This is a genomic window from Lactococcus sp. AK05 (assembly GCF_041026685.1).
GTDB classification, from domain to species: domain Bacteria; phylum Bacillota; class Bacilli; order Lactobacillales; family Streptococcaceae; genus Lactococcus; species Lactococcus lactis.
This window is the reverse complement of sequence record NZ_JBFTEI010000001.1, coordinates 906282-932741: the sequence shown is the minus strand read 5'-3', so window position 1 is coordinate 932741 and position 26460 is coordinate 906282. Positions and strand designations below refer to the sequence as shown.

24 protein-coding genes are annotated in these 26460 nt (G+C 33.5%); 19 read left to right on the top strand and 5 right to left on the bottom strand.

From position 1 onward, the window contains the following. Positions 1–9: 9 nt before the first annotated feature. Entirely contained in the window at positions 10–822 is an 813-nt protein-coding gene (locus AB6B24_RS04420; RefSeq protein WP_369164210.1) for an oxidoreductase, read from the bottom strand. 223 nt (positions 823–1045) lie between these two features. Here AB6B24_RS04420 and AB6B24_RS04415 point away from each other — a divergent pair, with 223 nt between their 5' ends. Both AB6B24_RS04415 and AB6B24_RS04410 read left to right on the top strand, forming a co-directional pair. Continuing rightward, positions 1046–1243 (top strand): hypothetical protein, encoded by a 198-nt coding sequence (locus AB6B24_RS04415; RefSeq protein WP_012897925.1) that lies wholly within the window; start codon positions 1046–1048, stop codon positions 1241–1243. 107 nt (positions 1244–1350) lie between these two features. After that, complete coding sequence (locus AB6B24_RS04410; RefSeq protein ID WP_311802747.1) at positions 1351–2124, top strand: alpha/beta hydrolase; 774 nt, start codon at positions 1351–1353, stop codon at positions 2122–2124. Between the two features lie 40 nt (positions 2125–2164). Here the strand turns inward: AB6B24_RS04410 and AB6B24_RS04405 are convergent, their stop codons facing one another. Together AB6B24_RS04405 and AB6B24_RS04400 are read right to left on the bottom strand one after the other, a co-directional pair. Next, positions 2165–2986: a LysR family transcriptional regulator gene (locus tag AB6B24_RS04405; protein ID WP_311802745.1), complete on the bottom strand. Its 822-nt coding sequence runs from the start codon at positions 2984–2986 to the stop codon at positions 2165–2167. Positions 2987–3036: 50 nt separating this feature from the next. Continuing rightward, positions 3037–3507 carry a MarR family winged helix-turn-helix transcriptional regulator gene (locus AB6B24_RS04400; protein WP_047206092.1) on the bottom strand — a complete coding sequence of 157 codons (471 nt, stop codon included), beginning with the start codon at positions 3505–3507 and terminating at the stop codon, positions 3037–3039. Between the two features lie 134 nt (positions 3508–3641). On the opposite strand from AB6B24_RS04400, the gene AB6B24_RS04395 reads away from it, so the two are divergent. Beyond that, the gene (locus AB6B24_RS04395; protein WP_311802744.1) at positions 3642–5288 is read left to right on the top strand and encodes an alpha-keto acid decarboxylase family protein; all 1647 of its coding nucleotides are present in this window, start codon (positions 3642–3644) and stop codon (positions 5286–5288) included. Positions 5289–5367: 79 nt separating this feature from the next. On the opposite strand, the gene AB6B24_RS04390 is transcribed toward AB6B24_RS04395, so the two are convergent. Further along, positions 5368–6336 (bottom strand): ROK family protein, encoded by a 969-nt coding sequence (locus tag AB6B24_RS04390; RefSeq protein WP_311802743.1) that lies wholly within the window; start codon positions 6334–6336, stop codon positions 5368–5370. Between the two features lie 233 nt (positions 6337–6569). On the opposite strand from AB6B24_RS04390, the gene AB6B24_RS04385 reads away from it, so the two are divergent. The 5 genes from AB6B24_RS04385 (at position 6570) to AB6B24_RS04365 (ending at position 10379) form a co-directional block, all read left to right on the top strand. After that, positions 6570–6965 carry a VOC family protein gene (locus tag AB6B24_RS04385; RefSeq protein ID WP_311802742.1) on the top strand — a complete coding sequence of 132 codons (396 nt, stop codon included), beginning with the start codon at positions 6570–6572 and terminating at the stop codon, positions 6963–6965. 23 nt (positions 6966–6988) lie between these two features. Further along, entirely contained in the window at positions 6989–7615 is a 627-nt protein-coding gene (locus tag AB6B24_RS04380) for a sugar O-acetyltransferase (protein WP_311802741.1), read from the top strand. 37 nt (positions 7616–7652) lie between these two features. Next, positions 7653–8459 (top strand): Cof-type HAD-IIB family hydrolase, encoded by an 807-nt coding sequence (locus tag AB6B24_RS04375; protein ID WP_085624860.1) that lies wholly within the window; start codon positions 7653–7655, stop codon positions 8457–8459. Positions 8460–8729: 270 nt separating this feature from the next. Beyond that, positions 8730–9533: an HAD family hydrolase gene (locus AB6B24_RS04370; protein WP_311802739.1), complete on the top strand. Its 804-nt coding sequence runs from the start codon at positions 8730–8732 to the stop codon at positions 9531–9533. Positions 9534–9734: 201 nt separating this feature from the next. Further along, the gene (locus AB6B24_RS04365) at positions 9735–10379 is read left to right on the top strand and encodes a histidine phosphatase family protein (RefSeq protein ID WP_311802738.1); all 645 of its coding nucleotides are present in this window, start codon (positions 9735–9737) and stop codon (positions 10377–10379) included. Here AB6B24_RS04365 and AB6B24_RS04360 read toward each other — a convergent pair. Beyond that, positions 10334–11437, bottom strand: a complete 1104-nt coding sequence (locus AB6B24_RS04360; protein WP_369164206.1) for an SLC13 family permease — start codon at positions 11435–11437, stop codon at positions 10334–10336. The two genes, AB6B24_RS04365 and AB6B24_RS04360, sit on opposite strands and share 46 nt — an antisense overlap. A 370-nt stretch (positions 11438–11807) precedes the next feature. On the opposite strand from AB6B24_RS04360, the gene AB6B24_RS04355 reads away from it, so the two are divergent. The 11 genes from AB6B24_RS04355 to AB6B24_RS04305 all read left to right on the top strand — a co-directional run bounded on the left by AB6B24_RS04355 (position 11808) and on the right by AB6B24_RS04305 (position 26367). Further along, on the top strand, positions 11808–13652 hold the full coding sequence (locus AB6B24_RS04355; protein WP_311802736.1) for an AAA family ATPase: 1845 nt from the start codon (positions 11808–11810) through the stop codon (positions 13650–13652). Further along, on the top strand, positions 13633–14928 hold the full coding sequence (locus AB6B24_RS04350) for a 3-isopropylmalate dehydrogenase (RefSeq protein WP_311802734.1): 1296 nt from the start codon (positions 13633–13635) through the stop codon (positions 14926–14928). Before AB6B24_RS04355 ends, AB6B24_RS04350 begins: the two co-directional genes overlap by 20 nt. Positions 14929–15144: 216 nt before the next feature. After that, positions 15145–16992 (top strand): sialate O-acetylesterase, encoded by a 1848-nt coding sequence (locus tag AB6B24_RS04345; RefSeq protein ID WP_311804186.1) that lies wholly within the window; start codon positions 15145–15147, stop codon positions 16990–16992. A gap of 26 nt (positions 16993–17018) precedes the next feature. Continuing rightward, positions 17019–18326: an ABC transporter substrate-binding protein gene (locus AB6B24_RS04340; RefSeq protein ID WP_038600713.1), complete on the top strand. Its 1308-nt coding sequence runs from the start codon at positions 17019–17021 to the stop codon at positions 18324–18326. 67 nt (positions 18327–18393) lie between these two features. Then, entirely contained in the window at positions 18394–19338 is a 945-nt protein-coding gene (locus AB6B24_RS04335; RefSeq protein WP_015426534.1) for a carbohydrate ABC transporter permease, read from the top strand. A 14-nt stretch (positions 19339–19352) separates the two neighbouring features. Further along, positions 19353–20195: a carbohydrate ABC transporter permease gene (locus AB6B24_RS04330; RefSeq protein ID WP_031560090.1), complete on the top strand. Its 843-nt coding sequence runs from the start codon at positions 19353–19355 to the stop codon at positions 20193–20195. 1 nt (position 20196) lies between these two features. After that, positions 20197–21330, top strand: coding sequence for a glycosyl hydrolase family 8 (locus AB6B24_RS04325; RefSeq protein WP_311802729.1), 1134 nt, complete (start codon positions 20197–20199; stop codon positions 21328–21330). Positions 21331–21343: 13 nt separating this feature from the next. Continuing rightward, on the top strand, positions 21344–21970 hold the full coding sequence (locus tag AB6B24_RS04320; protein WP_311802727.1) for a polysaccharide deacetylase family protein: 627 nt from the start codon (positions 21344–21346) through the stop codon (positions 21968–21970). 28 nt (positions 21971–21998) lie between these two features. Next, complete coding sequence (locus AB6B24_RS04315; protein ID WP_311804185.1) at positions 21999–23993, top strand: alpha-glucuronidase; 1995 nt, start codon at positions 21999–22001, stop codon at positions 23991–23993. Between the two features lie 203 nt (positions 23994–24196). Beyond that, a complete protein-coding gene (locus tag AB6B24_RS04310) occupies positions 24197–25945 on the top strand; it encodes a metallophosphoesterase (protein WP_311802723.1) in 1749 nt (582 codons plus the stop codon). Between the two features lie 26 nt (positions 25946–25971). After that, positions 25972–26367: a hypothetical protein gene (locus AB6B24_RS04305; protein WP_311802721.1), complete on the top strand. Its 396-nt coding sequence runs from the start codon at positions 25972–25974 to the stop codon at positions 26365–26367. The last annotated feature ends 93 nt before the right edge of the window (positions 26368–26460 follow it).

Below are 26460 nucleotides of genomic sequence, written 5' to 3'. Positions count from 1 at the left end.
CTTATTTTATTAACTGGCCCGCATGATTAGCCAATCAAAAATTCTTGTTGGCAGAATGGTATGAAGAAAGACAAGGGGCTTTGCTCCAAAACCGATTAAATAACGAGCTCTCATCCTTTTTGAGCTGACTGCCTTTAAAATCGTTTTTGAAATTATTTTAGGGTCAGACATCATGTTCCCAGAATACTGTTTTCTCATACCGGTAGCTGTTTTTAAGGCGGCTTCTTCGTAAGCTCCTCCTTTGGCAGACTCCGCTAAATGATCGGCTGCGATTAATCCCCAATCGGTTTTAATTCCTCCTGGTTCAATTAAAGAAACATCAATACCAAAAGGTTTAACTTCCATCCGGAGGCCATCGCTAAAAGCTTCTAAGGCATATTTCCTTGCATGATACCAAGCACCAAAATAGGTTGTGAATCTACCGCCCATTGAAGAAATATTAATAATCCGACCAGCTTTTTGGTGACGCATGTGAGGCAAGACTAGTTTAGTTAGAGCAGCTAGTCCAAATAAATTCACCTCAAATTGACGTTTGGCTTCTTCAAGCGGAACATCTTCGATTGCGCCATAAGAACCATAACCCGCATTATTAATTAGTATATCAATTTGTCCTTCATTGTCAATTATTGTATCTACCAATTTACGACAAGAATCTTCATTTGTAATATCTAGATAAATTGGCTCGACACCTACGCTTTTTAATTTCTCAAGTTTGTCCATTCTTCGTGCCGCACCATAAACCTTATGGCCATTCTGAGCTAAAAGCTTTGCTGTTTGATAGCCAATCCCACTACTTGCTCCTGTGATTAATATAATTGCCATATCTATTCTCCTTTATTAATTATAAAACTATTATAGAGAAAGTTTAGCAAGAATAAAATGACATTTGACGCCATATTTAGGGCACTTTGCGCCATTTTTAAAAAAGATAAAAAATTAAATAGATTTTCTTTGATGTAATATTTTTTATTTCGTATTATTATATCGTAATTAATTGACATCAATTTGCTTTTGACTTATAATTAAATGTGAAAGAGGTGATAAAATGAAAATTACATTTAAAACTTTGGATGGTCGCACATTGAACAAAGAATTTATTGATGCTAATGACTTTATTCGTCAACAAAATCTTGAAATTCCAGCAATTGATGATTCTGCAAAAGTAGTTGAAGTTCTTATCGATGAAAAACCTTATGATTTTACAGGAAATATTGCTGATTTGTACTTCAAATTAAACAAATAATCTATTTACAAACGAAATTAAGAAACAAAATGACCTTCTCAAACTAACTTTGGGGAGGTCTTGTGATAGTTAAATTAGAAAATACAATTTATTTAGGAGGAAATAAGATGAAAACTTTTAATTATGGTGAAGATGAATTACAAGCGCTTGACCTCTATCAACCAAAGGAATGGAACGGAAAAACTTTAGTATTGATTCATGGCGGCGGTTGGTGGCAAGGAGACAAAGGTAAAGAAAAAGAAGTTGCGACAGGATTAGCTGCTGAAGGTTATCAGGTTGCAGCTCTGAATTATCGTTTGGCCATACAAGCTAAAAATCTTTTTCCAACCCAAGATGAGGATGTTGAAGCCGCCTACACTTGGCTTCTTAAAAATATCCCAGATTTCAAGGCTGATAACATCGCTTTTATTGGTGGCTCAACAGGTGGACATTTAGCTGCTTATTTGGGATTGACAAAAGGTCGCCCCTTTGTCAGCCTGTCAGGACTTTTAGATTTAAAGGGGTTTTATGAAAACCATAAGGAAACGATTCCTAAACAATTAATCATTGCTCCAGACTTACCCAGTAAGAAGATTGACCAAGCAGGAGCCAATGATTCTTACTATAAGTGGATTATCGAAAACTTACTGGCGTCAATAAATGACGATAGTTTAGAAAAAGCCTCTATTTTTTCTAAAGTCACTAAAAAGAGTGGACCGGGCTTGCTTTGCAACTCGATGAATGAGCTTGTTCCTGCTTATGAACATCAAAAATTAGCAGAACTATTGCGACAAGAGCAAATTCCCGTAGAAACTTGCCTACTTAGCGGTTCACGACATGGGGAGGCTTATATTGATGACATTTGGCCTAATCTTTTGAACTTTTTGAAACGTTATATCTAATAATGAAAACAATCAACTCAGTAGTTGATTGTTTTTTAATTTATTTAGTAGAAGACTTTATCATTTCGATAAGCTTTAAAATTTCATCAGTATGAAAATTGTTTGATTTATAGAGGGCATAAAAACCATTTTTAACTCCAGTATAGTGATAGTTATAATCTTTTTCAAAATATTTTAGAAAACGAGCAGAAATGAAAGTTGCACTATTTTTATTAATATTAATATTTGAGAGGGCATCTTGAGTCGACTCAACTGCAGTATAAGGTAAGTGTGAAAATAATGGATTATTTTTTTCCAATATTTTGTAAACATCAATTTTACTTTTACTGACAATAAGAGAAGTTACTTCGCTTTCCAGCAGTTTTTTACTGACAGAAATAATTTCATCATCAAAGATTTTTTTGACCGAAATATCTGCTGACAGAACGGGCTGACTAGAAGCACTAATAAGTGCCAAATCACAGTAACCCTTTTTCAATTCTGTCAGCGCATTAAAAGAAGAAGTGCTTTTGATAATTAAGTTAGCCTGATTAGTTTCATGATCGAAAATTTGAGGAATCACAAAATTTGTCATTAAAAAATTTCCTGAAATCCGGAGAACAGAAGAATTTTTTAAGAGCGATTCTGCGGAAACAATGGCATTTTCAAAAAAGGAGCGAATAATTTCATAAAGCTGAATTCCAAGAGCTGTCAGCTGGATTCCCTGACCATTTTTTTCGATTAGGTGAACACCATAAGCAGACTCAAGTTTTTTGATTTGGCTACTGACAGCTGGCTGACTGATATAAAGTGCCTCTGCTGCCCTTGATATTGACTGAAATTTTGCGACATGATAAAAAATTTCAAGTTGATGTGTATTCATTGATATCTATTTAACTTTCACTTGTAATTGATAGTAGTCTGATTAAGACCTTATAAACGATTGACATATTTTTCACCAATTTCATTGGCATATAATTCCATGACCTTAGTCCAAAAACTGCCCTCTTTATCGCCAGATTCACTAAAATATTGCTTCATTTTATTGATTTGATTTTCATTCATACGTTCATCTAACATGTTTCCTTGTTCGGTCAGATAAAGCTGTTTGATTCTTTTGTCATTTTCATTTGGCCTGAAATGAACCAATTCTTTTTCTTTTAAATCATTCATAGGACCGTTCAAAGCTTGTTTAGAAATATCAAGCACTTCAAGTAATTCATTAACGGTCAAGCCAGGAAGTCTTCCAATGAAAAATATAATTCGCCGATGTACTTGACGAATTCCGTAAGAAAGTACTAGGTCGTCCTCTTGTTTAATAAATGCACGGTATCCGAAGTAAAATAAAGCCAAATCTCTAGTAAAATTTAAGTTATCGTCTATTTCTGAGTTTTCTTTAGTCATAATTCACTCCTTTTATTAGTCTATTATACTTGATAATTTAAATAAGTCAATATCGTTGACTTATTTAAAGAAAAGCGTTATTCTATAAATGTCAAGTTGATTGACCAATATATAATAAAATATGGAGGAATGCGATGTATACAGTAGGAGATTACCTATTAGACCGATTACACGAGTTAGGAATTGAAGAAATTTTTGGAGTCCCTGGAGACTATAACTTACAATTTTTAGATCAAATTATTTCCCGCAAGGATATGAAATGGGTCGGAAATGCTAATGAATTAAATGCTTCATATATGGCTGATGGCTATGCTCGTACTAAAAAAGTTGCCGCATTTCTTACAACCTTTGGAGTAGGTGAATTGAGTGCAGTTAATGGATTAGCAGGAAGTTACGCCGAAAATTTACCAGTAGTAGAAATAGTGGGATCACCTACATCAAAAGTCCAAAATGAAGGAAAATTTGTTCATCATACGCTGGCTGACGGTGATTTTAAACACTTTATGAAAATGCACGAACCTGTTACAGCAGCTCGAACTTTACTGACAGCAGAAAATGCAACCGTTGAAATTGACCGAGTACTTTCTGTACTACTAAAAGAAAGAAAACCTGTCTATATCAACTTACCAGTTGATGTTGCTGCTGCAAAAGTAGAGAAACCCTCATTCCCTTTGAAAAAGGAAAACTCAACTTCAAATACAAGTGACCAAGAGATTTTGAACAAAATTCAAGAAAGTTTGAAAAATGCCAAAAAACCAATCGTGATTACAGGACATGAAATAATTAGTTTTGGCTTAGAAAATACAGTCACTCAATTTATTTCAAAGACAAAACTACCTATTACGACATTAAACTTTGGTAAAAGTTCAGTTGATGAAACTCTCCCTTCATTTTTAGGAATCTATAATGGTAAACTCTCAGAGCCTAATCTTAAAGAATTCGTGGAATCAGCCGACTTCATCCTGATGCTTGGAGTTAAACTCACAGACTCTTCAACAGGAGCCTTCACTCATCATTTAAATGAAAATAAAATGATTTCACTGAACATAGATGAAGGAAAAATATTTAACGAAAGAATCCAAAATTTTGATTTTGAATCCCTCATCTCCTCTCTCTTAAACCTAAGCGAAATAGAATACAAAGGAAAATATATTGATAAAAAGCAAGAAAACTTTGTTCCATCAAATGCGCTTTTATCACAAGACCGCCTATGGCAAGCAGTTGAAAACCTAACTCAAAGCAATGAAACAATCGTTGCTGAACAAGGAACATCATTCTTTGGCGCATCATCAATTTTCTTAAAACCAAAGAGTCATTTTATTGGTCAACCCTTATGGGGATCAATTGGATATACTTTCCCAGCAGCATTAGGAAGCCAAATTGCAGATAAAGAAAGCAGACACCTTTTATTTATTGGTGATGGTTCACTTCAACTTACGGTGCAAGAATTAGGATTAGCAATTAGAGAAAAAATTAATCCAATTTGCTTTATTATCAATAATGATGGTTATACAGTCGAAAGAGAAATTCATGGACCAAATCAAAGCTACAATGATATTCCAATGTGGAATTACTCAAAATTACCAGAATCATTTGGAGCAACAGAAGAACGAGTAGTCTCGAAAATCGTTAGAACTGAAAATGAATTTGTGTCTGTCATGAAAGAAGCTCAAGCAGATCCAAATAGAATGTACTGGATTGAGTTAGTTTTGGCAAAAGAAGATGCACCAAAAGTACTGAAAAAAATGGGTAAACTATTTGCTGAACAAAATAAATCATAATTTATAAATAGTAAAAAACATTAGGAAATACCTAATGTTTTTTTGTTGACTAAATCAATCCCTCTTTATATAGAAAACCTTAGTTTCTCAAAGACAACTTAATTAAGCCTGCCAGATACAAACTAGAGAAGTTGGAAGAAATTTCCATTTGCGGAAGGGTTCCTTTAGGAAAAATCTCTCTGAGTTCATCCTTTATTTTTTCTATATTTAAGAGCTTCTCCCAAACTTGAGGAATAAAGATGATTAATTGATGAGGGGCATACATTGCGATAATTGTTTGAATCGAATCAAATACTTTTAGATAAATCTCGTTTTGACTCAATGGAAATTCAGCAGTTCTAAAAGTAGGGAGATATTTTATTTCCCCACTGATATTATTGCTTCCTTTAAAAATAGTTTGATTAATAATCAAAGAAGAACCCGGCGGAAATTTTTCTGGAAAATAAACGCCTGATAAAACTTCATTCTCCTCTAAAGCATAGCCTAGAGTAGCGGCGTTAATATCATTTTCAATAATGGTTTCAATCTGAGTTGAATCTCTAATTTCTTTAGCGAGATTGACATTTTTAAGCGGTGAAAAATCCATAATACGTAATTCTCCATCAATCTCAACCCCAGTAATACCACAAGTAATTAAAACGATTTGAGGAAAAACACTTCTAAAATGATTAATATTAAGCAGAAGTTCGTCTAAATTATTAGTCTTTAAATTTTTTTGTTCAATGACATTTCCCAGAAGATCAACAATATGATAATTGACCACTAAATTTTTATCATTTTCGATAAATTGAAGGATTAGTATTAACTCTTTAGTAGCATTAAATTCATAGGCTGTTGCAAAACGACCGCCAGTTTTAGCATGTTTATCAAGAGATTTAATGGTATCACTTTCAATCAGTTCCACAATAAGTTTATTAATTGTAACAACACTGAGTTGAGTCCCATCTGATATTTGACGAATTGTAAGTGGTAAATGAGCATTTTTAATGTAATCGGAAATCAGTTCCTTATTGTGTTCTTTGATATTTTTAGGTTTATAGGCTTTCATAATTCTCCTTATATGATCATTTTTCAAAATAAAAACGCTTTACTAATTTTGATAAAAAAGATATAATGAAATCAACTTATTAAAGTTTGTTAATAAAGTTTATTTAAAAAAATCGGCCTGCTCTTATTATTCTTAATAAAAGGAGCAATCATTGCCATTAGAATCATTATACCACTATTTTTAAAAGATTATCCAGCAATTGGATAAAGATAACTAGAAAATGGAGAAACAGAATGCACATCGAACACGTAGCAATTTATGCTGAGGATATTGAAAAAATAAAAGCTTTTTATGAAAAATATTTTAATGTCACTTCAAGTGATTTATACCATAATCAAAAAACAAGCTTCAAATCTTACTTTTTAACCTTTGACTCAGGCAGTCGAATGGAAGTCACAACAAAAAAATTCCTATCAAATAGAATTGCTGAGAGTTTAGGATATGCCCACATTGCCATTGCAGTAGGTGATAAAAAAGCAGTAGATGAGTATGCTGAAAGATTTGTAAAAGATGGTTATCCATTACTCAACGGCCCTCGTACTACGGGGGATGGCTATTATGAAGCAGTTATTCAAGATCCTGAGGGAAATTTGATTGAACTCACGACAGCACTAGATGAAGAACATTAAAAATAGAGAGTGGGTAAGAGGTTTTGGCAGTTGATTTTGATTATCAAGAGATGTTGTTAGGTAACTTATATCTTGCTGGGAATATTTTACCAGAAAATAAATCCATCCACGGCAAGAAGATTGTCCAAAAAATCAATAATACTCCGATTGAAGAAAAAGAAACAATCGTTGCTTTAGAACGGCAAGTTTTTGGGAAAACAGGGGACAACCTTTATGTAACTCCCCCATTTCAGGTGGATTATGGCCGACACGTAGAAATTGGAAATAATTTCTATGCAAATATGGATTGTATTTTCTTAGATGTTAATAAAATAAAGATTGGCAATAATGTTATGGTGGGTCCACGTGTCAGTTTTTATACGGCAGGTCATCCAATAGATCCTCAAATTAGAATAGAAGAACTTGAATTTGGCTTGCCTATCACGGTTGAAGATAATGTATGGATTGGTGGGAGTGCCACTATTCTTCCAGGAGTGACCATTGGTAAAAACTCAATCATTGCTGCGGGCGCAGTAGTTACGAAAGAGGTTGCAGCCAATACAATTGTCGGAGGAAGTCCAGCTCAGTTTATCCGAGCAATCAATGAAGAGGACAAGCGCTATTGGAACAAGAAAAAAGAAGAATATCAATCAAGATTAAAAGAAAAATAGAAATAAATCGATATATTTTTTAAATTGGAGATAATATATGATTAAAGCAATCGCCGTGGATATGGATGGAACCTTTCTTAATTCAAATAATGACTACGACAGAGAAGCATTCCTTGAACTCTTTAAAAAATTAAAAGCGAAAGAAGTGAGATTTGTGGTAGCAAGTGGAAATCAGTACGCTCAAATAAGTTCTTTTTTCCCAGAAATTTGGCGAGAAATAACATTTGTATCAGAAAATGGCGGACTCGTATTTGAAAAGGGAAATTTATTAATAAAAAAGATCATTGCCAAACCAATTATTCAGGATACTTTGACTCTCTTAGAAAATACTTCCTACAAAGTTGGAATTATTCTTTGTGGTGTAAAATCTGCCTATATCCTCAAGAGCGAAAACGCTGACTTAAAAAAAGAAGCAGCAAAATACTATTTTGCGCTCAAAGAAATCGATTCATTTCAAGACCTTCCAGATGATGAATGGGTAAAAATTGCCCTTCAATTAGAGGATAAAAATGCTTTTTCGATTATTGATTTAATGAATGAAAAAAATAATTCTCAACTAAAAGCCGTATATAGTGGACATGGAAGTGTTGATTTGATTGCAAATGAGGTAAATAAAGGGAACACACTTAAGCAATTATTGAATCAATGGGAAATCAAGCCCGAACAATTTCTAGCCTTTGGTGATAGCAATAATGATTTAGAAATGTTAGAGCTCGCAGGCTATAGTTATTCAATGGCTAATGCAAGTGAACAAGTGGCCCGAGTAGCAAAATATCAAGCACCATCAAATGATGAGAATGGAGTGATTTCTACTATCAATGCTTTATTTGATAAATTAGGCTAAACCTTTATGAAGTGGAAGGAACAAGTAAAAACCACTTCATTCTAAGGCAGTAAACTTAAGAGTAAATAATTGATATTATAATGAACAACTATAATTTTGACCTCCTATAGAAACATTATTGTAGAGCTCTCACCAAGCACAAGGTACATTATAATGATCTAAGTAGCAATAAATCTTGTCTTCAATTTGATTTACTGTCTTAAAATGAAGTGGCTAGCTCTTAACTCAGATTCCTGAACAAAGAAATACTAATAAAAGAAAGATAATAATATGATTAAACTTGTACTTACAGATTTAGATGGTACTTTCTTAAATAAAAGCGGTAGTTTTGATCAGTCTTACTACGAGAAGGTAAAGACAATAATGGATCAGAATAATATTATTTTTGCCCCCTGTACTGGTAAACAATGCGAGCGGGTTGAAGAACTCTTTGATTCCGATATTTCCAAAAATATCTGGATATTGGGCGATAGTGCAACACGAATTAAACATGAAGGTAAATATATTTATGAGTCCTTATTACCAAACAAGTTAGGACTTCAAATTATTGAAAAACTAGAAAATATTGCATCTGATCATATTATTATCGCTTGTACCCCAACTGCTGCCTATATCAAGTCAACAGTCTCTGAAGAGGACGCTCAAAAAATAAGAAAGTCATATGCTGTTGTCAAAAAGCAGGAAGATTTACAAAATATTGAGGAAGACTTTGTAAAAATAACCGTTTTTGATCAAAAACTGAGAGCATTTGAAAATGTTAAACAACTGTCCGAATTTGAAGCGCAAGCCTATATCGTGGCCTCAGAAGCAGCATGGATTGATATTTCCAACTATAATGTCCACAAAGGAACCACCGTTCAAGCACTACAACATATTCTTGGGGTAACGAAAGAAGAAACAATTGCCTTCGGCGATGGACTCAATGATATTGAACTATTAGAAGCCGCTGGCTGTAGCTTTGCCGTTAATAATGCCTTTGACATCGTAAAAGAAAAAGCTGATTTCATAACAAAATCAAATGAAGAGAGTGGCGTTCTTCAAACAATTGAAAAGTTGTTACTTTTACAAAAATGAAAGGAAACATAGATCTAAGTTAACTGATTAAAATGCAAAGGACAATAATACCTATTGTCCTTTTTTATGTTTTATTATTAAAGATTATCTACTACACTACTTTTGATAGCAAGACTCATAACTTTTACTTATATCTGCTTAATTAAAATGTATTTTTAAAAAGCTATTTATTTTACTAAAATAATTTTTGAGGTGAAAAAAATGCTAGAAATTTATTTAATACGACATGGACAAACAAAGTGGAATCTCGAAAAGAAAATGCAAGGTTCACTCAATTCTGACTTGACAGTTGAAGGAGTTGAGCAAGCAGCATCATTAGGTAAAGAACTTAATAAACACTATTTTGATCATATTTACTCAAGTACGAGTCCTAGAGCTCTGGAAACTTCTCGACTAATATTTGGTGATAAAAAGAAAACTTCATCAGATTTGCTAGGTGAAATCGCTATGGGCGCGTGGGAAGGAAAAACGTATCAAGAAATTGAAAAACTCGCCCCTCTAGAATGGAATAATTTCTTCAATCACCCCTTTAATTACTTTCCATCTAAAGATGGTGAATCCTTTGCTCAACTTGAAGCCAGACTAAAAGTTTTTATCAAAGAAGAAGGACTCAGGGAGCGCTCAGGCAAAATCGCAATCGTTTCTCATCGCATAACGATTAGAATGCTGATTTCTCTCTTATTAAACAACAAAGAGCTCTATGGCAAGATGGACCTTAGCTCGACATCATTGAGTATCATCGAAATAAAAAATAAAAAAGCAAAATTAAAGCTCTTAAACTCTACAGCACACTATCAATATTATCGAAGAAATAAAATCCCAATTCCGATAAAAACAAGTAGATAAAGAAAATTTAAAAGCGTAAAAAGGCCGAAAAATTTCAAGGTAGATTTGTCTTTAACATTCAATTGATATTGCCTTAAGGCTAGCAAGTTAGCCAAAGAAGCCACTAGAGTTCCTAAACCACCGATTGTCACTCCCAAGTATAAAGCAGAAAGTTGTCCGGTAAATTTTGATAGTAAGACAGCAGCAGGAACATTGCTGATGACCTGACTAGATAAGATTGAGGTAAAGAAAATAGAGAGGTCATTATTCATCAGCTGATGAAGCCAATCATGAATCAAAGGAATACGCCCAAGTGCACCAACAATAATAAAGAAATTGATAAAAGTTAAGATGATTCCATAATCCACTTCTTGATAAACTTTTTTCTCGATAAGATAGGCACAGACCAAGCTTGCAATTAAAGAAATCCAAACAGGAATCAGAGCTAATACACCCAAAAGTACAATTAAGGTCGTGAATCCTAACAAATATAGATCTCGTTTTTTGATAGAAAATGCCTTGTTTTCTATCTGGCTGACAGCTCTCTTTGAAAATAATAAGGCACATAAAAATAAAGTCAATAAGCTGACCAATCCTAAAGGTATGGAGAGTTTGAAAAAGTCTAAAAGTTTTAAATGATAATAAGAGACCAAATACAAATTTTGAGGATTACCAATAGGTGTAATCGCACTACCTAAGTTGGCATAAATGGTCATCAAACTAATCAAGCCAATTTTAGGTAACTTCACCTTTCGGTCGATATTAAAAACAATCGGCACCAAAGTTAAAATCGCCACATCATTCGTAAAAAACATCGAACCAAAGAAAGACAAGAGCAGCACCACTAAAGCCACTTGTCTCAAGTTTTGACATTTATCAATAATAAAGGCCGCAAAATATTTTAAAATACCAAGAATTTCAAAAATAGAAATAAGAATAATCAAGCTCAAAAGAGCCAAAATGGTTTTCAAATCAATATCAGAAGCTCTGACCGTCCCAAAAATTAAAGAAAGTAGCGCTATAACGAAAGTAAACAAAAAGGTTTTATTAGAAAAAATACGTTTTAGAGTAGTAGCCATGGCGTCTCCTATTCTGAGGAGTTATTTTAGTTCATTTTAGCATAAAAAAATTAAAGAATAGATAGATATGAATTTGGAAAAAATATAAAAGAATAATGAATTTTAAGAAATTCTAAAACACCGAGTTGTTGGGCTTTTGGTGATTAAAATTTCTTGTTGCTTTGCTTGAGAAATATAAAAATAGATTTGACTACCGCAATAGAACTGTATCAGATCGTTGATAATTATAAATTCCCATGCAAAATAATAAATAATACTACTTTCGGTTTAAAAACCTCCCCAGAATAATAAAGTGGTATACTATAATCATTAACATCTGCATGATATCTAAAAATTACGATTAATAAAAAATGTTGAAAGAGGTTAGGGTGTGTCTAATTTAAAACCAAGAGTATGGAAAATTTCTCAGGGAGGAAATGGTAATACATCTATTCAAAATAGTTCATATAATGATAATAAAGTTTATTTTAGTTTTGACCAAATACAAGAAAAAAGTTATCAATTCGATGGTAATTTCAATAATCGACGAGGAGAAAATCAGATTGCAATATTTAAAGATATTGTAAATATTGGAGACTATGTGATTGTTCCAAAATCTAATCTTCACGGTGCATTTCTAGGGAGAATATCATCAGATTATACTTATCAGGAAAATAGTGGTGAGTACCCGAGAACGAGAAAGTTAGAAACGATTAGTAGACTTGGTAATTTTAAATTAAATAATATAAAAAATAAGTTGAAATGGGAACAGGCTACGATTGAGAAGCTTGATTATGATAATGTTCAAGAATTATATGAGGATTTTGATATAAATGATGATGAAACATTGGAAAAAGATTATCAAAACTTTTTCAACATGCTCAAATTTTGGATTCAACAAACAAATCAAAATATAGCAAATGCTGGACAACGTGTTACATTTAAAGAAATTAGGGAAGTTAACTTAGAAAGGGCAAGTAAAGAATTTATTGATCCCAAATTTGAACCTGAATATATTCACTATTCGAATTTTGATATCCAAATTTCTTTTGTAAGACAAGGAAATTATAAGGGAGAAAAAGTCAATTTCGTTGTTTGGAAACGTGATAATAATAACCAAAGTTGGTGGCTTAATATCAGGTATTCTTATGATAGACAAAAAATAATTTGTAATTATCGATCTGATCTCGAGAATAACACCGATTCCACTCACTTTAAAGAATATATGGAAAGCTATGGATTAAATAAAGAGGCTGTTTTTGAAATATCCGATCTAAACCTTGAAGGTATAAAGGCAAATAATTCAGTAAAAAATTTGTTCAATACTTTCTATGAGATGATTAAAAAGACAAGAAAATATGGGATTGAGTTAAAAGGAAGTATGAAAGCACAAGAATTAACAGATAAATTAAAGCAAAGTTATAATATTATTCTTCGTGGTGCACCTGGGACGGGTAAAACTTATTTATCAAAAGAAATTGCTGCAAACATGATAGGATGTACTACTTCAGAATTAAGTGAAAGCACGCAATTTGAATTTGTTCAATTTCATCCAAGCTATGATTATACTGATTTTGTTGAGGGATTAAGACCAATTCAAAAGGATGGTCAGATCGGGTTTGAAGCTAAAGATGGTATTTTTAAAAGATTTTGTAAATTAGCAGCTCAACATGCAAAAGATAAAAACTTTGTTTTTGTAATAGATGAAATTAATCGAGGAGAAATTTCTAAAATATTCGGTGAATTATTTTTCTCTATAGATCCTGAATATCGTGGAAAAGCTGGAGCAGTTACTACTCAATATTCTAATCTTTTTATAAATGATGACAAGTTTTATATACCAGAAAATGTTTATATTATAGCAACAATGAATGATATTGACCGTTCTGTAGATACTTTTGATTTTGCAATGCGTCGGCGTTTCACTTTTGAGGAAATAACAGCGAATGATTCGCAAATAATGTTGAAAGATAATGAAAGTAAACTTTTAATGAATAGAATTAATGAGCAATTAGTCTTACCTGAATTTGGTTTATCTACAGATTACCAGATAGGAGCAAGTTATTTCAGGATTCTAGAAGGAGAGTATGCTTATTCAAGTAGAGAGCTATGGAACAATAAATTAAGACCCCTATTTAATGATTATTTTCGAGGAGAAAGAAATGTTAGCCAAAAAATAGAAAAATTAGAAAAAGTATATTTTGGGGATGATACTGATGATTTTAATCAAAGATAATAGCGATGTTTCTGAATATAAATCAAATCCTATTATCCAAGAATTAAAAGATAGAGATTTGGCTAATTTGGAGAAAGAGGGATTTATTATCTTTCCCTCTACATTAATTAGGTCAGATGATTTAGATAAAGATTCACAGATTTTTATGTCTCATAATGAGAAAATTAGAACAGGAAACATTGTTGGATTTTTAAAAAAAGGGAAAAAAGAAGTTCGTATCTGCTCTCGTTTTTATGATGCAGGAGTTAATAAGGAAGATTATTTTTTGAGATTTTTACTTCAAAAAGTATTAAATATAAATGTGGTTAACACTAATATTAATACGGATAGCAATAATGAATTTTATGATTTATTAGTTTATCTTTTCCCAATATATTTTGAGAACGCATTAAATAAGGGAGTATATAAGGAGTATACTACTAAGAAATACAATAATGCCAATGTAAAAGGGGTAGTAAATGTTGCGAAACACCTTAAAACTAACATCCCATTTCAAGGTAAAATAGCTTATGAAACAAGAGAGTTTAGTTTTGATAATAAAATTACCCAATTGGTTCGCCATACTTTAGAAAAATTGCGAAAAGATTATGAGTTGAATTTTTTAGGTATAGAAAATATCAAGGAAAATATTCGTTCCATTGAACAGGTGACACAAACATATTCGAAGTATGATAGACTAGATGTTCTACAAGAAAACATATCAAATCCTGTTCGACATGGGTATTTTGAGGAATACTATCTTTTGCAAAAAATATGTATTAAAATTTTAAATGAAAATAAAATAGCTTTTGGAGAAGAGGGCCAAGAGGCTCAGGGAATAATCATTGATGTAGCTTGGCTATGGGAGGAATATTTAAATACTCTTTTAAAAGAAGAATATGAGCATCCACAAAATAAAAATTCTAGTGGAGGCATTTCATTATTTGTAGATAGAACTCATACAATATATCCCGATTTCTATAAAGTTGATAAAACCAAAGTGATTGATGCAAAATATAAAAACTTAGATCAAAGAGGAATGAAGCGAGAGGATAGATACCAGATTATTAGCTACCTCCATATCTTAAAAGCTCAAACTGCAGGAATTGCCTATCCAAGTAGAATGTTTAACCAAAATAAAGATATGGGAATTCTTGATGGGTATGGTGGAAGGTTGTTTAAAATTCCTTTACTAATACCTCAAGATTCTAAAAGTTATGAAGAATTTTGTGAGATTATGCAACAGAGTGAACAAAGGTTTGTTGAGGAACTTGACTTGGACATTTTTGGAATATAAATTCTTATGAATAATTAAATGACATAAAAAGAGTGAGAAACTATCTCACTCTTTTTATTTTTGATAATTTTGTTATTTCACTACTAACAACCCAAAACACAACATTTCCCAGTTCACATCGTAAGAAAAATCAGAAAACCAAACCATGAAAGCGCTATATTTATTTTTAGATAAAAACTTATATATAAGTTTTGTAACAAACGAAAGAGATAAACCATGAAATCATCTATCTTTATTCCATATCTTCTAAGAGATGGTGCAATCTTAAAAAGAAATCAAGAGAACCATTTCTGGGGATATACGGGTTCAGAACAAGAAGTCACATTATCTTATGAGGAAATTATATTAAAAACTAAATCTGACGAAAAAGGTTTTTTCGAAATTATTCTTCCAGCACACGAAGTAAGTGAGAGCATTGACTTCAAAATTTCAACTGTTGATGCAAAAATTGTTCTTAAAGATATTTGTTTTGGTGATGTATTCCTGCTTGGTGGTCAATCCAATATGGAACTTTGGATGGAACGTCTCAAAACCCGCTATCCTGATGAGATTGAACGGGCAAAAAATCCTTGGATTCGCTATTTTGAGGTGCCACAAGAGCCTTCTTTTGATAACATCAAAACAGAATTAAACTCAGGACAATGGAAAAGAGCAATTGGTGAAGATTTAAAGAATTTGTCAGGGATAGGTTATTTTTTTGCTAAAGAAAAATTTTCAGAAGATGGTGTACCAATTGGCTTGATTGCTACAGCAGTAGGTGGGACACCGCTTAATGCTTGGTTGAGTGAAGAGTCTTTAACCAAATTTAATTCTCTTCCACCATCCTATAATGCTTTAAAAAATAAAAAATATCTAAAAGAAATTCAAAATCTTGACCTGCTCTATCAGGATAACTATCAGAAACTTTGCGAAGAAACGGATGAAGGTTTATATCAATCTTGGCAAGACCCTAACTTTGATGATAGGAATTGGTCTGAGATTTCATTAAGTGAGACTTGGAATGAAAAATATACTTTTCCAGGTACACTTTGGTTAAGAAAAAAACTTGAAATTTCAGATGAATTTATTGGAAAAATGGGAGAGTTGGGCTTTGGGACAATGGCCGATGCTGATGTTATCTATGTCAATGGAAAGAAAGTTGGTAGTATTGACTACAAGTATCCACCTAGAAATTACAAAATATCTAAGTTAACAAAAAATTTTACGATTGCAATTCGTCTTAAAATCTATAACGCTCCTGGTGGAATCACACATAGTAAGCCTCATATTCTCTTAGTTGGAGAGAATCGTTTAGATTTAAATCATGGATGGAAAATTAGGCGAAGCAGTACATTGCCTGAACGTCATAAAGCATACTTTATTAATTATGAACCAACTGGTTTATATAATGGTATGATTGCACCTTTACAAAAGTTAAAGTTTGCAGCTATTCTCTGGTATCAGGGTGAAAGTGATGCAGGTAGTCCGCAAAATTATGGCCTACGTTTTCGAGAATTAATCGAAAGTTGGCGAAAACTTTTTAAGCAACCAAATTTACCTTTTCTTTATGTCCAGTTACCAAATTGTGATACTGAAAAAGATGCAGATTGGGCAAGACTTCGTGAAGAACAAAAAGAGGGGCTAAAAATATCACGAACAGCCATGGTCGTGACAATCGGAGATGGAGAAGATGATGATCTCCACCCTTTAAATAAAAAAGATGTCGCTCATAAACTATTAAACGCTTACCATGATGTTAAATTATTCCCAAATGGTTATTGTATAGGTCCTCTTGCTAAAGAAGCTATACAAGCGAAAAAGAATGTCATTATCCTTTCATTTGAAACTTTTGGAAAAAAATTTAACGTTGAGAAAAATAAAAATTTTGAACTTTATCAAGGAGGACATAGTTATAAAGTAAAAACTTACCGTCAAGTTGGGGAGCAAATCATTTTGGAGCTCCCTGCTGACCTATCACTTCAACCTGATGCGAAAATCAGGTACAACTGGAGCAATGCTCCGCAAGCATTTATTTGGAATGAAGAGGGATATCCAGCTTCTCCCTTCGAATTAAATATTCAATAAAAAACTCATAATAGGAGAAAAACAAAATGAATCTCGCCAAAAATTGGAAAAAGCTTTGCCTTGGCTCTGTTGCTTTACTTGCAACTGTAACCCTAGTTGCTTGTGGTACAAGTACAAGTAGTTCGAAAAAATCTGCTGGCAATGCTGATTTGAACAAAAAACAGACTATTACATTATGGTCATTTACTACGATGCAACCACAGATTGATGAATTAAAAAAGGAAAAACCAAATCTTACCATCAAACAAGTTGTTGTTCCCTATGCTAACTTTCAAACAAAACTAGACTCTGTTTTGGGAACAGATAAAGCGCCAGATATGGTGGCGTTAGATGCAGGTTTTGTTGAAAAATATGTTCAATCAGGTAAATTAACAAATCTTGGAGATTACGGAGTTGCTTCAGCCGCCAAGGGAAATTACCAATATACGCTTGATATGGGGAAAGATAGCAAAGGAAAACAAGTAGCAGTTTCTTACCAAGCAGCTCCGGGGGCTTACTACTATAATACTAATGTTTTCCAAAAATATTTAGGTATTGCTCCAAATGACGTAGCTTCTGCTCAGAAAGCTTTGTCTAGTTGGGATGCAATTAAGAAGACTGGCGAAACAATCAAAGAAAAATCTGGTGGACAAGCTTATCTTTTTAGCTCACTTGAAGAAATTTATAATCCAGTTATTGGTGCAAGAAAAGATGGTTGGGTGATTGATAATAAACTTAAAATTGATAGTACAATGACTGATTCATTAGATTTGATGAAAGAAGCTGTTTCAGAAGGTTGGTGTCAAAATACAACACCTCAAACTCCTGACTGGTATGGTGGAATTTCATCTAACAAGATTGGGGCTTATGCAATGCCATCTTGGGGACTCTTTTATTGGTTGAAAAACTATGCTAAGGATACAGCTGGAGCATGGCGCGTGACAGAAGGGCCGGTGTCTTATTCATGGGGTGGCACTTGGCTTGCAGGAGTTCAAGGTTCTAAAAATGCTGATGCAGCTTCAGCACTCGCTGTTTATATGGGAACAAACAAAGAATTCCAAACATGGGATGTCAAAACACAAAATGACTTTGGCTCAGTGAAAGCAATTAATAAAGAACAAGGCAAAGATGCCAAGGTCAGTTTGATTGGTGGACAAAATCCTTATCCTGTTTGGTCAAAAGTTGCAGATACCATTAATGGTAAAAATCAAACACAATATGACCAAAGTATCCAATCAATTTGGATTAATGATGTTGTTAACCCTTATGCTACAGGAAAAGTCACTAAATCTAAAGCACTCGATACATTCAAGTCAGATGTTAAGTCTGCTTATCCTAATATTGAAGTGAAATAAGTACATTTAGAAAACATAAGAGAAGCAAGGACTATGTTTGCTTCTCTTTTTATAGTAAGGAGATAAAATGGAAAACACTAAAAAAAGTGTTCGAAAGAAAAAATCAAATTTTGAGAAATATAATCGTTTTGGTTATTATTTCTTAATTCCATTTTTTGTGGGATTTTTACTTTTTACACTTTATCCAATGATTTATTCAATTGCGATTAGTTTTACCAGTATGAATGGCTGGCAATCTTTTTCAGATGCGACTAATGTTGGCTTACAGAACTTTATAACATTACTGACAAGCACTCCACTTTTTATGAAAGCATTGGGTAACTCAGTAATGCTTTGGATTTTTACTTTTATTCCACAAGTTCTTTTAGCTTTAATTTTAGCAGCTTGGTGGACAAATAGAAAACTAAATTTAAAAGGAAGTGGCTTTTTTAAAACAGTATTTTATTTACCAAACATGATAATGGCAGCTTCTATCGCAGCCTTATTTGGTGGGATATTTGGCTATCCAACAGGTCTTGCAAATTTACTCTTACAAAATCTGCACCTCATTAATCATCCTTTTAATTTCTTTCAATCGGTTTGGGGGACAAGAGGGATTGTAATCTTCATTCAATTTTGGATGTGGTATGGTCAAACCTCGATTGTTTATATTGCAGGGATTACATCAATAGATGAGGGACTCTTTGAAGCAGCTCGAATTGATGGAGCTAGTGATGGTCAAATATTTAGACGAATTACTTTGCCTTTACTGAGACCAATTGTACTTTATACCTTTGTTACCAGCTTTATTGGTGGTTTGCAGGTCTTTGATATTCCTTTTATTATGACCCAAGGTGGCCCACAAAATGGAGTTTATACTCTGTCCATCTTTATTTATAATCAGGCCTTTGCTTATCGTAACTATGGTTTGGCTTCAGCAGCCTCTGTACTTTTATTGATTATTTCCGCTGTTGTTTCTATTCTTATGTTCCGTGGATTTAGAGAAAGAGTAAATATTGGAGGTGAAGAATAATGGAACCTAAAAGTATGAGTAAGCAATTAAGAGCACGTCGAACATTGATTTACATCTTTTTTGGAATCCTGACTTTATTAAGTTTAATTCCATTTATTTATATGTTAGTGAATTCCACGCGCTCTTTAGTCCAAATTACTTCAGGTGTTTCACTTTTACCAGGAAGTTCTTTGGCTCATAATTTACAAATATTAAAAGGTTATGGGATGAATATGTGGCAAGGAATGGGAAATTCAGCTTTTATTTCCATTACTTCCACAGCTATTTCTGTATATTTTTCAGCTTTATCAGCTTATGCATTAACGGCTTATGATTTTAAAGGAAAGAAAATAATCTATGGATTTATAATTGCTTTGATTATGATACCGGGGCAAGTGTCAATGATTGGGTTTTATAAATTCATGATTCAATTAAATTTACTTGATAATTATATTCCATTAATTTTACCTGCAATATGTGCGCCAGCATCCATCTTTTTCCTTTGTGAATATATGAGTACAGTTTATAACAAAGATTATGCTGATTCAGCCAGATTAGATGGGGCCAGTGAGTTGAAAATTTTCCATAGAATTATGCTTCCAATGATGAAACCGGGTTTAGCAACAATGGGTATTTTTGGCTTTATTTTCTCTTGGAATAACTTTATGATGCCATTAATTTTGATTACTAATCAAAAACTATATACCTTACCGATGCAAATACAGGTATTAACCGCAAATGGTGGTGGTGGTCACGTCGTAGAATGGGGAGCAGTATATGTCGGCGTTTCGATTGCAATTGCGCCTACTATTCTCGCTTACTTACTTCTTTCACGCTTTATTATAGGTGGTGGAAATGCAGGAGGTGTTAAGGGGTAACATGGAAAACTTATTACTGAAAGTTGCACCAAAAGAAGAAATAGATAAAAAACTGGAAAATGTCTTTGAAACGCTTTTTGGACAAGATTCTCCTGAACGTATTTATTTTGAAGAAGGGAGTATGGCATATATTGTTGATACAGGCAATGATGATGTCAGAACGGAAGGAATGTCTTATGGGATGATGATTACTTTGCAGTTGGACAAACCAGAAATGTTTTCTCGGTTATGGAAGTGGGTAAAAACCTATATGACAGTGCCTAAGGGTCATGAAAACGAGGGATATTTTATCTGGTCTTGTGCACCTAATGGTCAAGCTAATAGTGACGGTCCGGCTCCAGATGGGGAAGAATATTTTGCGGCAGCATTATTACTGGCTGAAAAGAGATGGAAAATCAAAGAATATGGGGACGAGGCAAGAGCATTACTTCATGCGATGGTTCATAAAGGGGAGAATCAAGGTGGCTATCCTATGTTTGAACCGGAAAATACTTATATTAAGTTTGTGGCTCATCTTCATATGACTGACCCTTCTTATCATTTACCTCATTTCTATCAACTTTATGCCAAATATGGCAATCCAGAAGACTCGGCTTTCTTTCTCAGAGCTGAAGTGGAAGCTCGTAAGTTTTGGCTTAAATCAGCAAATGCTAAGACTGGATTGACACCAGAATATGCGGATTATGAGGGAAAGCCTTATGATATTGATGGCCATTGGACCTTCTTTAGTGATGCTTATCGGACGGTTGCAAGCATTGGCTTAGATTGGCTTTGGGAGCACGAAGAGATTGGACAAAGTCAGATTGCCGTAAATATCCAAAAATTCTTTGAGCCTTATCTTGAAAATGGTGAAGAAATTCCTGTTTTTAAAATTGATGGTCAGCCTTTAAGGAAAGATGAACAGACCGCGGAAGGCTTTCCACCGCTAAAAGTTCATCATCCGATTGGTCTTTGGTCAACTTTAGCTCAAGCCTCACTTGTCACCAATGAGTTTGATTCCACTTTAGCTTTGAAATATCTCAAATACTTCTGGAATTTGAAACTTAGAAGAGGGAAGTATCGTTATTATGATAATCTGCTTTACTTTTTTGCTCTTCTTGCTTTATCTGGAAATTATCAAAAAGAATGGTCATGAAAGGAGAAAGAGAATGACTAAAGAAATTGCTTTAACTTTTGATGATGGGCCTTGGGGAGCAAGGACGCTTTGGGTGCATGACGAACTCATAAAGCGACAAATTCCAGCAACTTTCATGATCTGGGGTGAGCATATGGCAGATTATCCTGAAATTATGAAAGCAGCGGTAGAAAATGAGCTTTTTACTTTTGGAAATCACACATATAGTCATCCTCATTTGACTGACTTATCGGAAGAAGAAGTTTTGTCTGATCTAAAAAGGACAGATGACCTCTTTTACCGACTGACAGGTATGACTTTTGATTTTGTTCGTCCACCATTTGGGGATTGTGATGCTCATACTTTATCTCTCATTAATCGTCCGTTAATCTGTTGGTCTTTGGATACAATGAGTTGGGATCATGGTGATCCGGCTAAATGTTTTGAAGCTATCCATAATGCTAAAGACGGCGATATTGTCTTGATGCATGATTTTCAAGAAGCTGATGTTTTTGCTTTGTCTGCTATTTTAGATTACCTACAAGAAGAGGAGTTTACTTTTAAATCGATTCCTGAACTTTTGGGGACTCAACTTAATGATGAAGCTTATATCTACTACTCAAGGGATAAACGAGAAAAAGTTGGTTTTAAAGGTATTTGACCGTAAGTTTAGATAAGAAAGGGAGAAAATGACGATTGATGAAATGTGGCTGAAGTCTTCAGTCTTGAAAGAAGGACTGGCAGAGGAGATTTTTTATGTTGATGTGGCATTTGAAGATAAAATCACGCTTCGTTTGCGCTCAGAAATCAGTGAATGGTTAGGCTGTCAACTGACAGGAGAAAAGTCAAAAGCAACAGTGGTCTTGTCAGTAAAAAGTGATCTGGATGATAATTTAGAAGCTTATGAAATCAGAGAAAATGAGATTATTGGTGCTTCGTCAGTTGGTTTGCTTTATGGATTTTATGCTTATTTGCGTTTAAAACTAACAGGGGCCAAATTATCTGAAAAATCAGCACCTAATCAAGCTTTGCGGATGATAAATCACTGGGACCAAGTGGATGGTACTATTGAACGTGGCTATGCCGGGGAATCTATTTTCTTTGGTCGCTTTGGTTCAAATGATAACACAGACACAGGATCCTTTGCTGTCAAAGACATTGGAACAGATATTTTTCGTAATGATTTCACGCGCTTAGAAATGTACGCTCGTTTTCTTGCTTCCATTGGAATTAACGCAATTTCACTAAATAATGTGAATGTTAGAGCTTTGGGAACAAACCTGATTATCTCGCCTTACATTGAAAAAGTAGGTGAGATTGCTAGTCTTTTTGCGACTTTTGGTCTCAAGACCTTCTTAGCTATTAATTGGGCAGCACCAAAATTAATTGGTGGACTAGAAACGTCAGATCCCTTGGATGAAAAAGTGTCTTCATGGTGGCAACAAACTATTGACCATATCTATAATGTCATTCCTGATTTTGGTGGTTTTGTTGTTAAAGCAGACTCTGAGGGTGAACCTGGTCCTTATCAATATGGTCGAAATCATGCGGACGGAGCCAATATGCTTGCTAAGCCTTTTGAAAAAAATGGAGGACTTGTCATTTGGCGAACGTTTGTATATAATTCGCAAACGGACTGGCGGAATCGTAAGAATGACCGAGCTAAGGCAGCTTATGAAAACTTTATGCCCCTTGATGGTGATTTTGCGGACAATGTAATTTTACAGATTAAATTTGGTCCTATTGATTTTGGAGTGAGAGAACCTTTGATGCCCTTGTTTGGAGCACTTAAAAAGACTAATCAATTAATGGAATTTCAAATCACGGCCGAGTATTTAGGGCATCAAATTGACTTGAACTATGTTCTTCCTCAATGGTTGGAAATGATTCATTTTGATAACTATGGTCAGCCAAAGGACACAATCAGAGTAAATTCTCCTATAGCGACAAACTCAGGTTTTGTTGCCATTGGTAACGTGGGAATGGATGAAAATTGGTGTGGAAACAAGCTAGCCCAAGCAAATTTTTATAGTTTTGGTCGAATGTGTTGGGCCAATGATTTAACAGCAGCTAAGATTTTGGAAGAATGGATTGCATTGACTTTTCCAGAAGTAAAAGAAGAAGTACGAAAAGAAATTTTTGAGCTCATGATTGATTCTAATCGAACATATGAACTCTACAATGCGCCACTTGGTGTGGGTTCAATGATGCTTCCTCATTATCACTATGGCCCTTCCGTCAATGGTTATGAATATGATCGTTGGGGAGCCTATCATTTTGCTGACCGCAATGGTCTTGGAATAGATCGAACAAGTGCGACAGGAACTGGTTATGCGAGCCTTTATACCCCGGAAGTATCCAAGATTTTTGAAGATAAAAGTCAAACTCAAGATGAAATTCTACTTTTTTTCCATTATGTCGAATATGGACAACTTTTAAAGAATGGGAAAACACTAATTCAGACCATTTATGACCAGCATTTTGAAGGCTTTGAGCGAGTAGAGTCTTATCTTAAAAGTTGGCAGACATTGATTGGAGAAATTGATGAGCCAACTTATAATAATGTGCTCGAACGCTTAAATCTACAATTGGAAAATGCCAGAAATTGGCGAGATCAAGTTAATACTTATTTTTATCGAATGTCTGGTATTCCAGATGAAAAAGGTCGGGAAATTTATCAATGATTTTAGAAAAATAGCTAGTATGATATACTAGCTATTTTTTAGTTTATACGATTGATTTTACAAGCATTTTTAAATAGTTTATTTGATATAATGGATTTAGATAAAAACAGGACATAATCTTTAATTAAATCTAATAAAATTTTACTGATGTTAAAGAGTAAAATTTATTAAGGTTAGTTAAAAAATAGAAGGGTTTAGATATCTTGAAGGCTAAAAATGAAATTTCTAAAGAGCGAAAAGAAACCGTAGAAACTGCGATAGAAATTAAAAAAAATAATCTTGAAATCAGTCAAAATTTATTAGAAGGTCGATTTGAACTTTATCCAAAAAATCGTCGTCGTTCAGTCAATAAAGTTATTTATCAGAGCCAGTATTTTCAATTAGTTTATAATCTAAATCACAAATCTTTAGCAATTGAGAGTAAGGGGGATTTAATCTACTCTGCAATTCCTTATGATACAGGAAGAAATTATATACAGAAAGCCTCTATTCAAGCAATCTTGCATCCGAATGAAACAAGAAAATATATTGAAAGTCATGAAAATAATATAAAAAAATATTTGGCTTTATCTATTTTTCAATTAACAGGACAAAGAGTTGGACTTGATTCCAATGAAGTAAAGGAGGCTTATCAACAAATTTTTATGGACCCTTTGTTTGAAATGCAAGTCTTGGGAAGACTGATGCAACATGATGAAACGGGCCCTCTTTCTGCTAATCTGGCTGGAAAATTTTTACACAGTGAAAATAGAAAAACTGGGATTTCGTCTTATTTAGCCGAATACTTGAAATTTGTTGTTGAAGTGACGCAGAATTTACCGATTTCAACGGATGGTAAAAATGTTCATTTGCTTGATTCTGCATATGAACAACCAAAAGAAAATATTTATCTTGACCAAAGTAAGAATTTAGCATTATCAGGTCAGTCAGATTTGGAAGTTGGTTTAGAAAATCTTCCTGTCCCACTTAAATTAGAAATTGAAAACATTCAAATTGCTGAACCTATTAAAGAAGTGGTGACCAAACCACTACTGAAATCAAATGTGGGTAATCAATTGAGGAATTTACGAAAAAATTATGTTGCACATAGTCAAAATCCTAAAGACCTTGAGCAGTACTTTGAAAATGTTCATTCTACTGAAAATGATAATAAAATTAATGTTATTTCAGATATTGATAGTCGGGATGGAAAACTTCCTTTCTCTAATCCTAACTTCAATATTTTAGTAGGAAATATTTCTGATTCTGTAGTTTCAGATTCAAAAATACAAGGTATTTATGTTATTGGAAATCATGAGCTATCAGATATTCTTTCAGAACAAAAGATTTTTTCTAAAAGTAAATGGGATGATTTTAGAGAAAAAGAATGGTTTAAAGATTTAGTTTTAGACCCAGATCAGGCATGGCCAAAATTACCAACAGGTGATAATTCCTTTTACGAACTCATAAAAGAGGAGTTAGCGCAAAATTATCCCAAAATGAAGATATTAAATAATGAATCGGTGATTTATGAGGGGGTGCGTTATATTGGCTTAACCATACCAGTGGCTCTTGCGAAGCGAAAGAAAGAACTGCAAAATTTTATTGCTATTGAACTGAAAAGACTTCTTGCTCAAGATAAACAAATTCCAACAGTAGTTGTTTCTCATGCTCCATTATTTAATGAATTAAGCATGCTTTCACCAAAGAGCAGCTCCTATAACAAATCTTATAAATGTGCTCATAGGGGGATATTAAGTTTATTCGAAGATTTTAATATTATTGGAGCAATTCATGGCCACCATCACATTCCAGCCTCATCAGGTCAATCAAAAATGGTCAAATTTTCTAACAAAAATATCTTTGTAGTTTGTTCTATTTATTCAAAAATTAATACAGGATTTGAGCTCGCAAAATTGTTACCTGATACGAATATGGAGAAACTTTTAGGACTTAAGAAAGATAAAAATTAATAAAATATTTATTAGGAGAAGGATGAATGAAAAAATTTTTTATTGGGATACTTTCACTACTCATACTTTTTACAGTTACGGCTTGCAGTAAGACCAATAGTTCATCAAAAGATAGCAGTCAAAGTACGACAAAATTGATAGGAGAGTCTTCCAAAGAGACTCAAACAAAACAAGCTAGTTCAACAGAACTGAGTAGCAGTTGTAGGCAACAAAGCTCAGAAAATATATACTATGTTCAATTAAAAAAGGCGTGGCAAGATGAATTAGATTACATTAATTCGATAAGTGATTCGCATATCAAACAGGCAGTTCAATCACCTGAATCTGCCGCAATCTTTAAATCTAATGAATTAGTCAATCAACATCCTGAAGACACCTCTGTAATCAATGAAAATTTGAAAAAGGTACTTTCAGGTCAATGAGGAAATTAAATGAATAATCTAAAAAGACTTTGTAATTAAGTCTTTTTTTATAAACTTAAATTACTTAACCGGTTGACAAATTATAAAACTTTA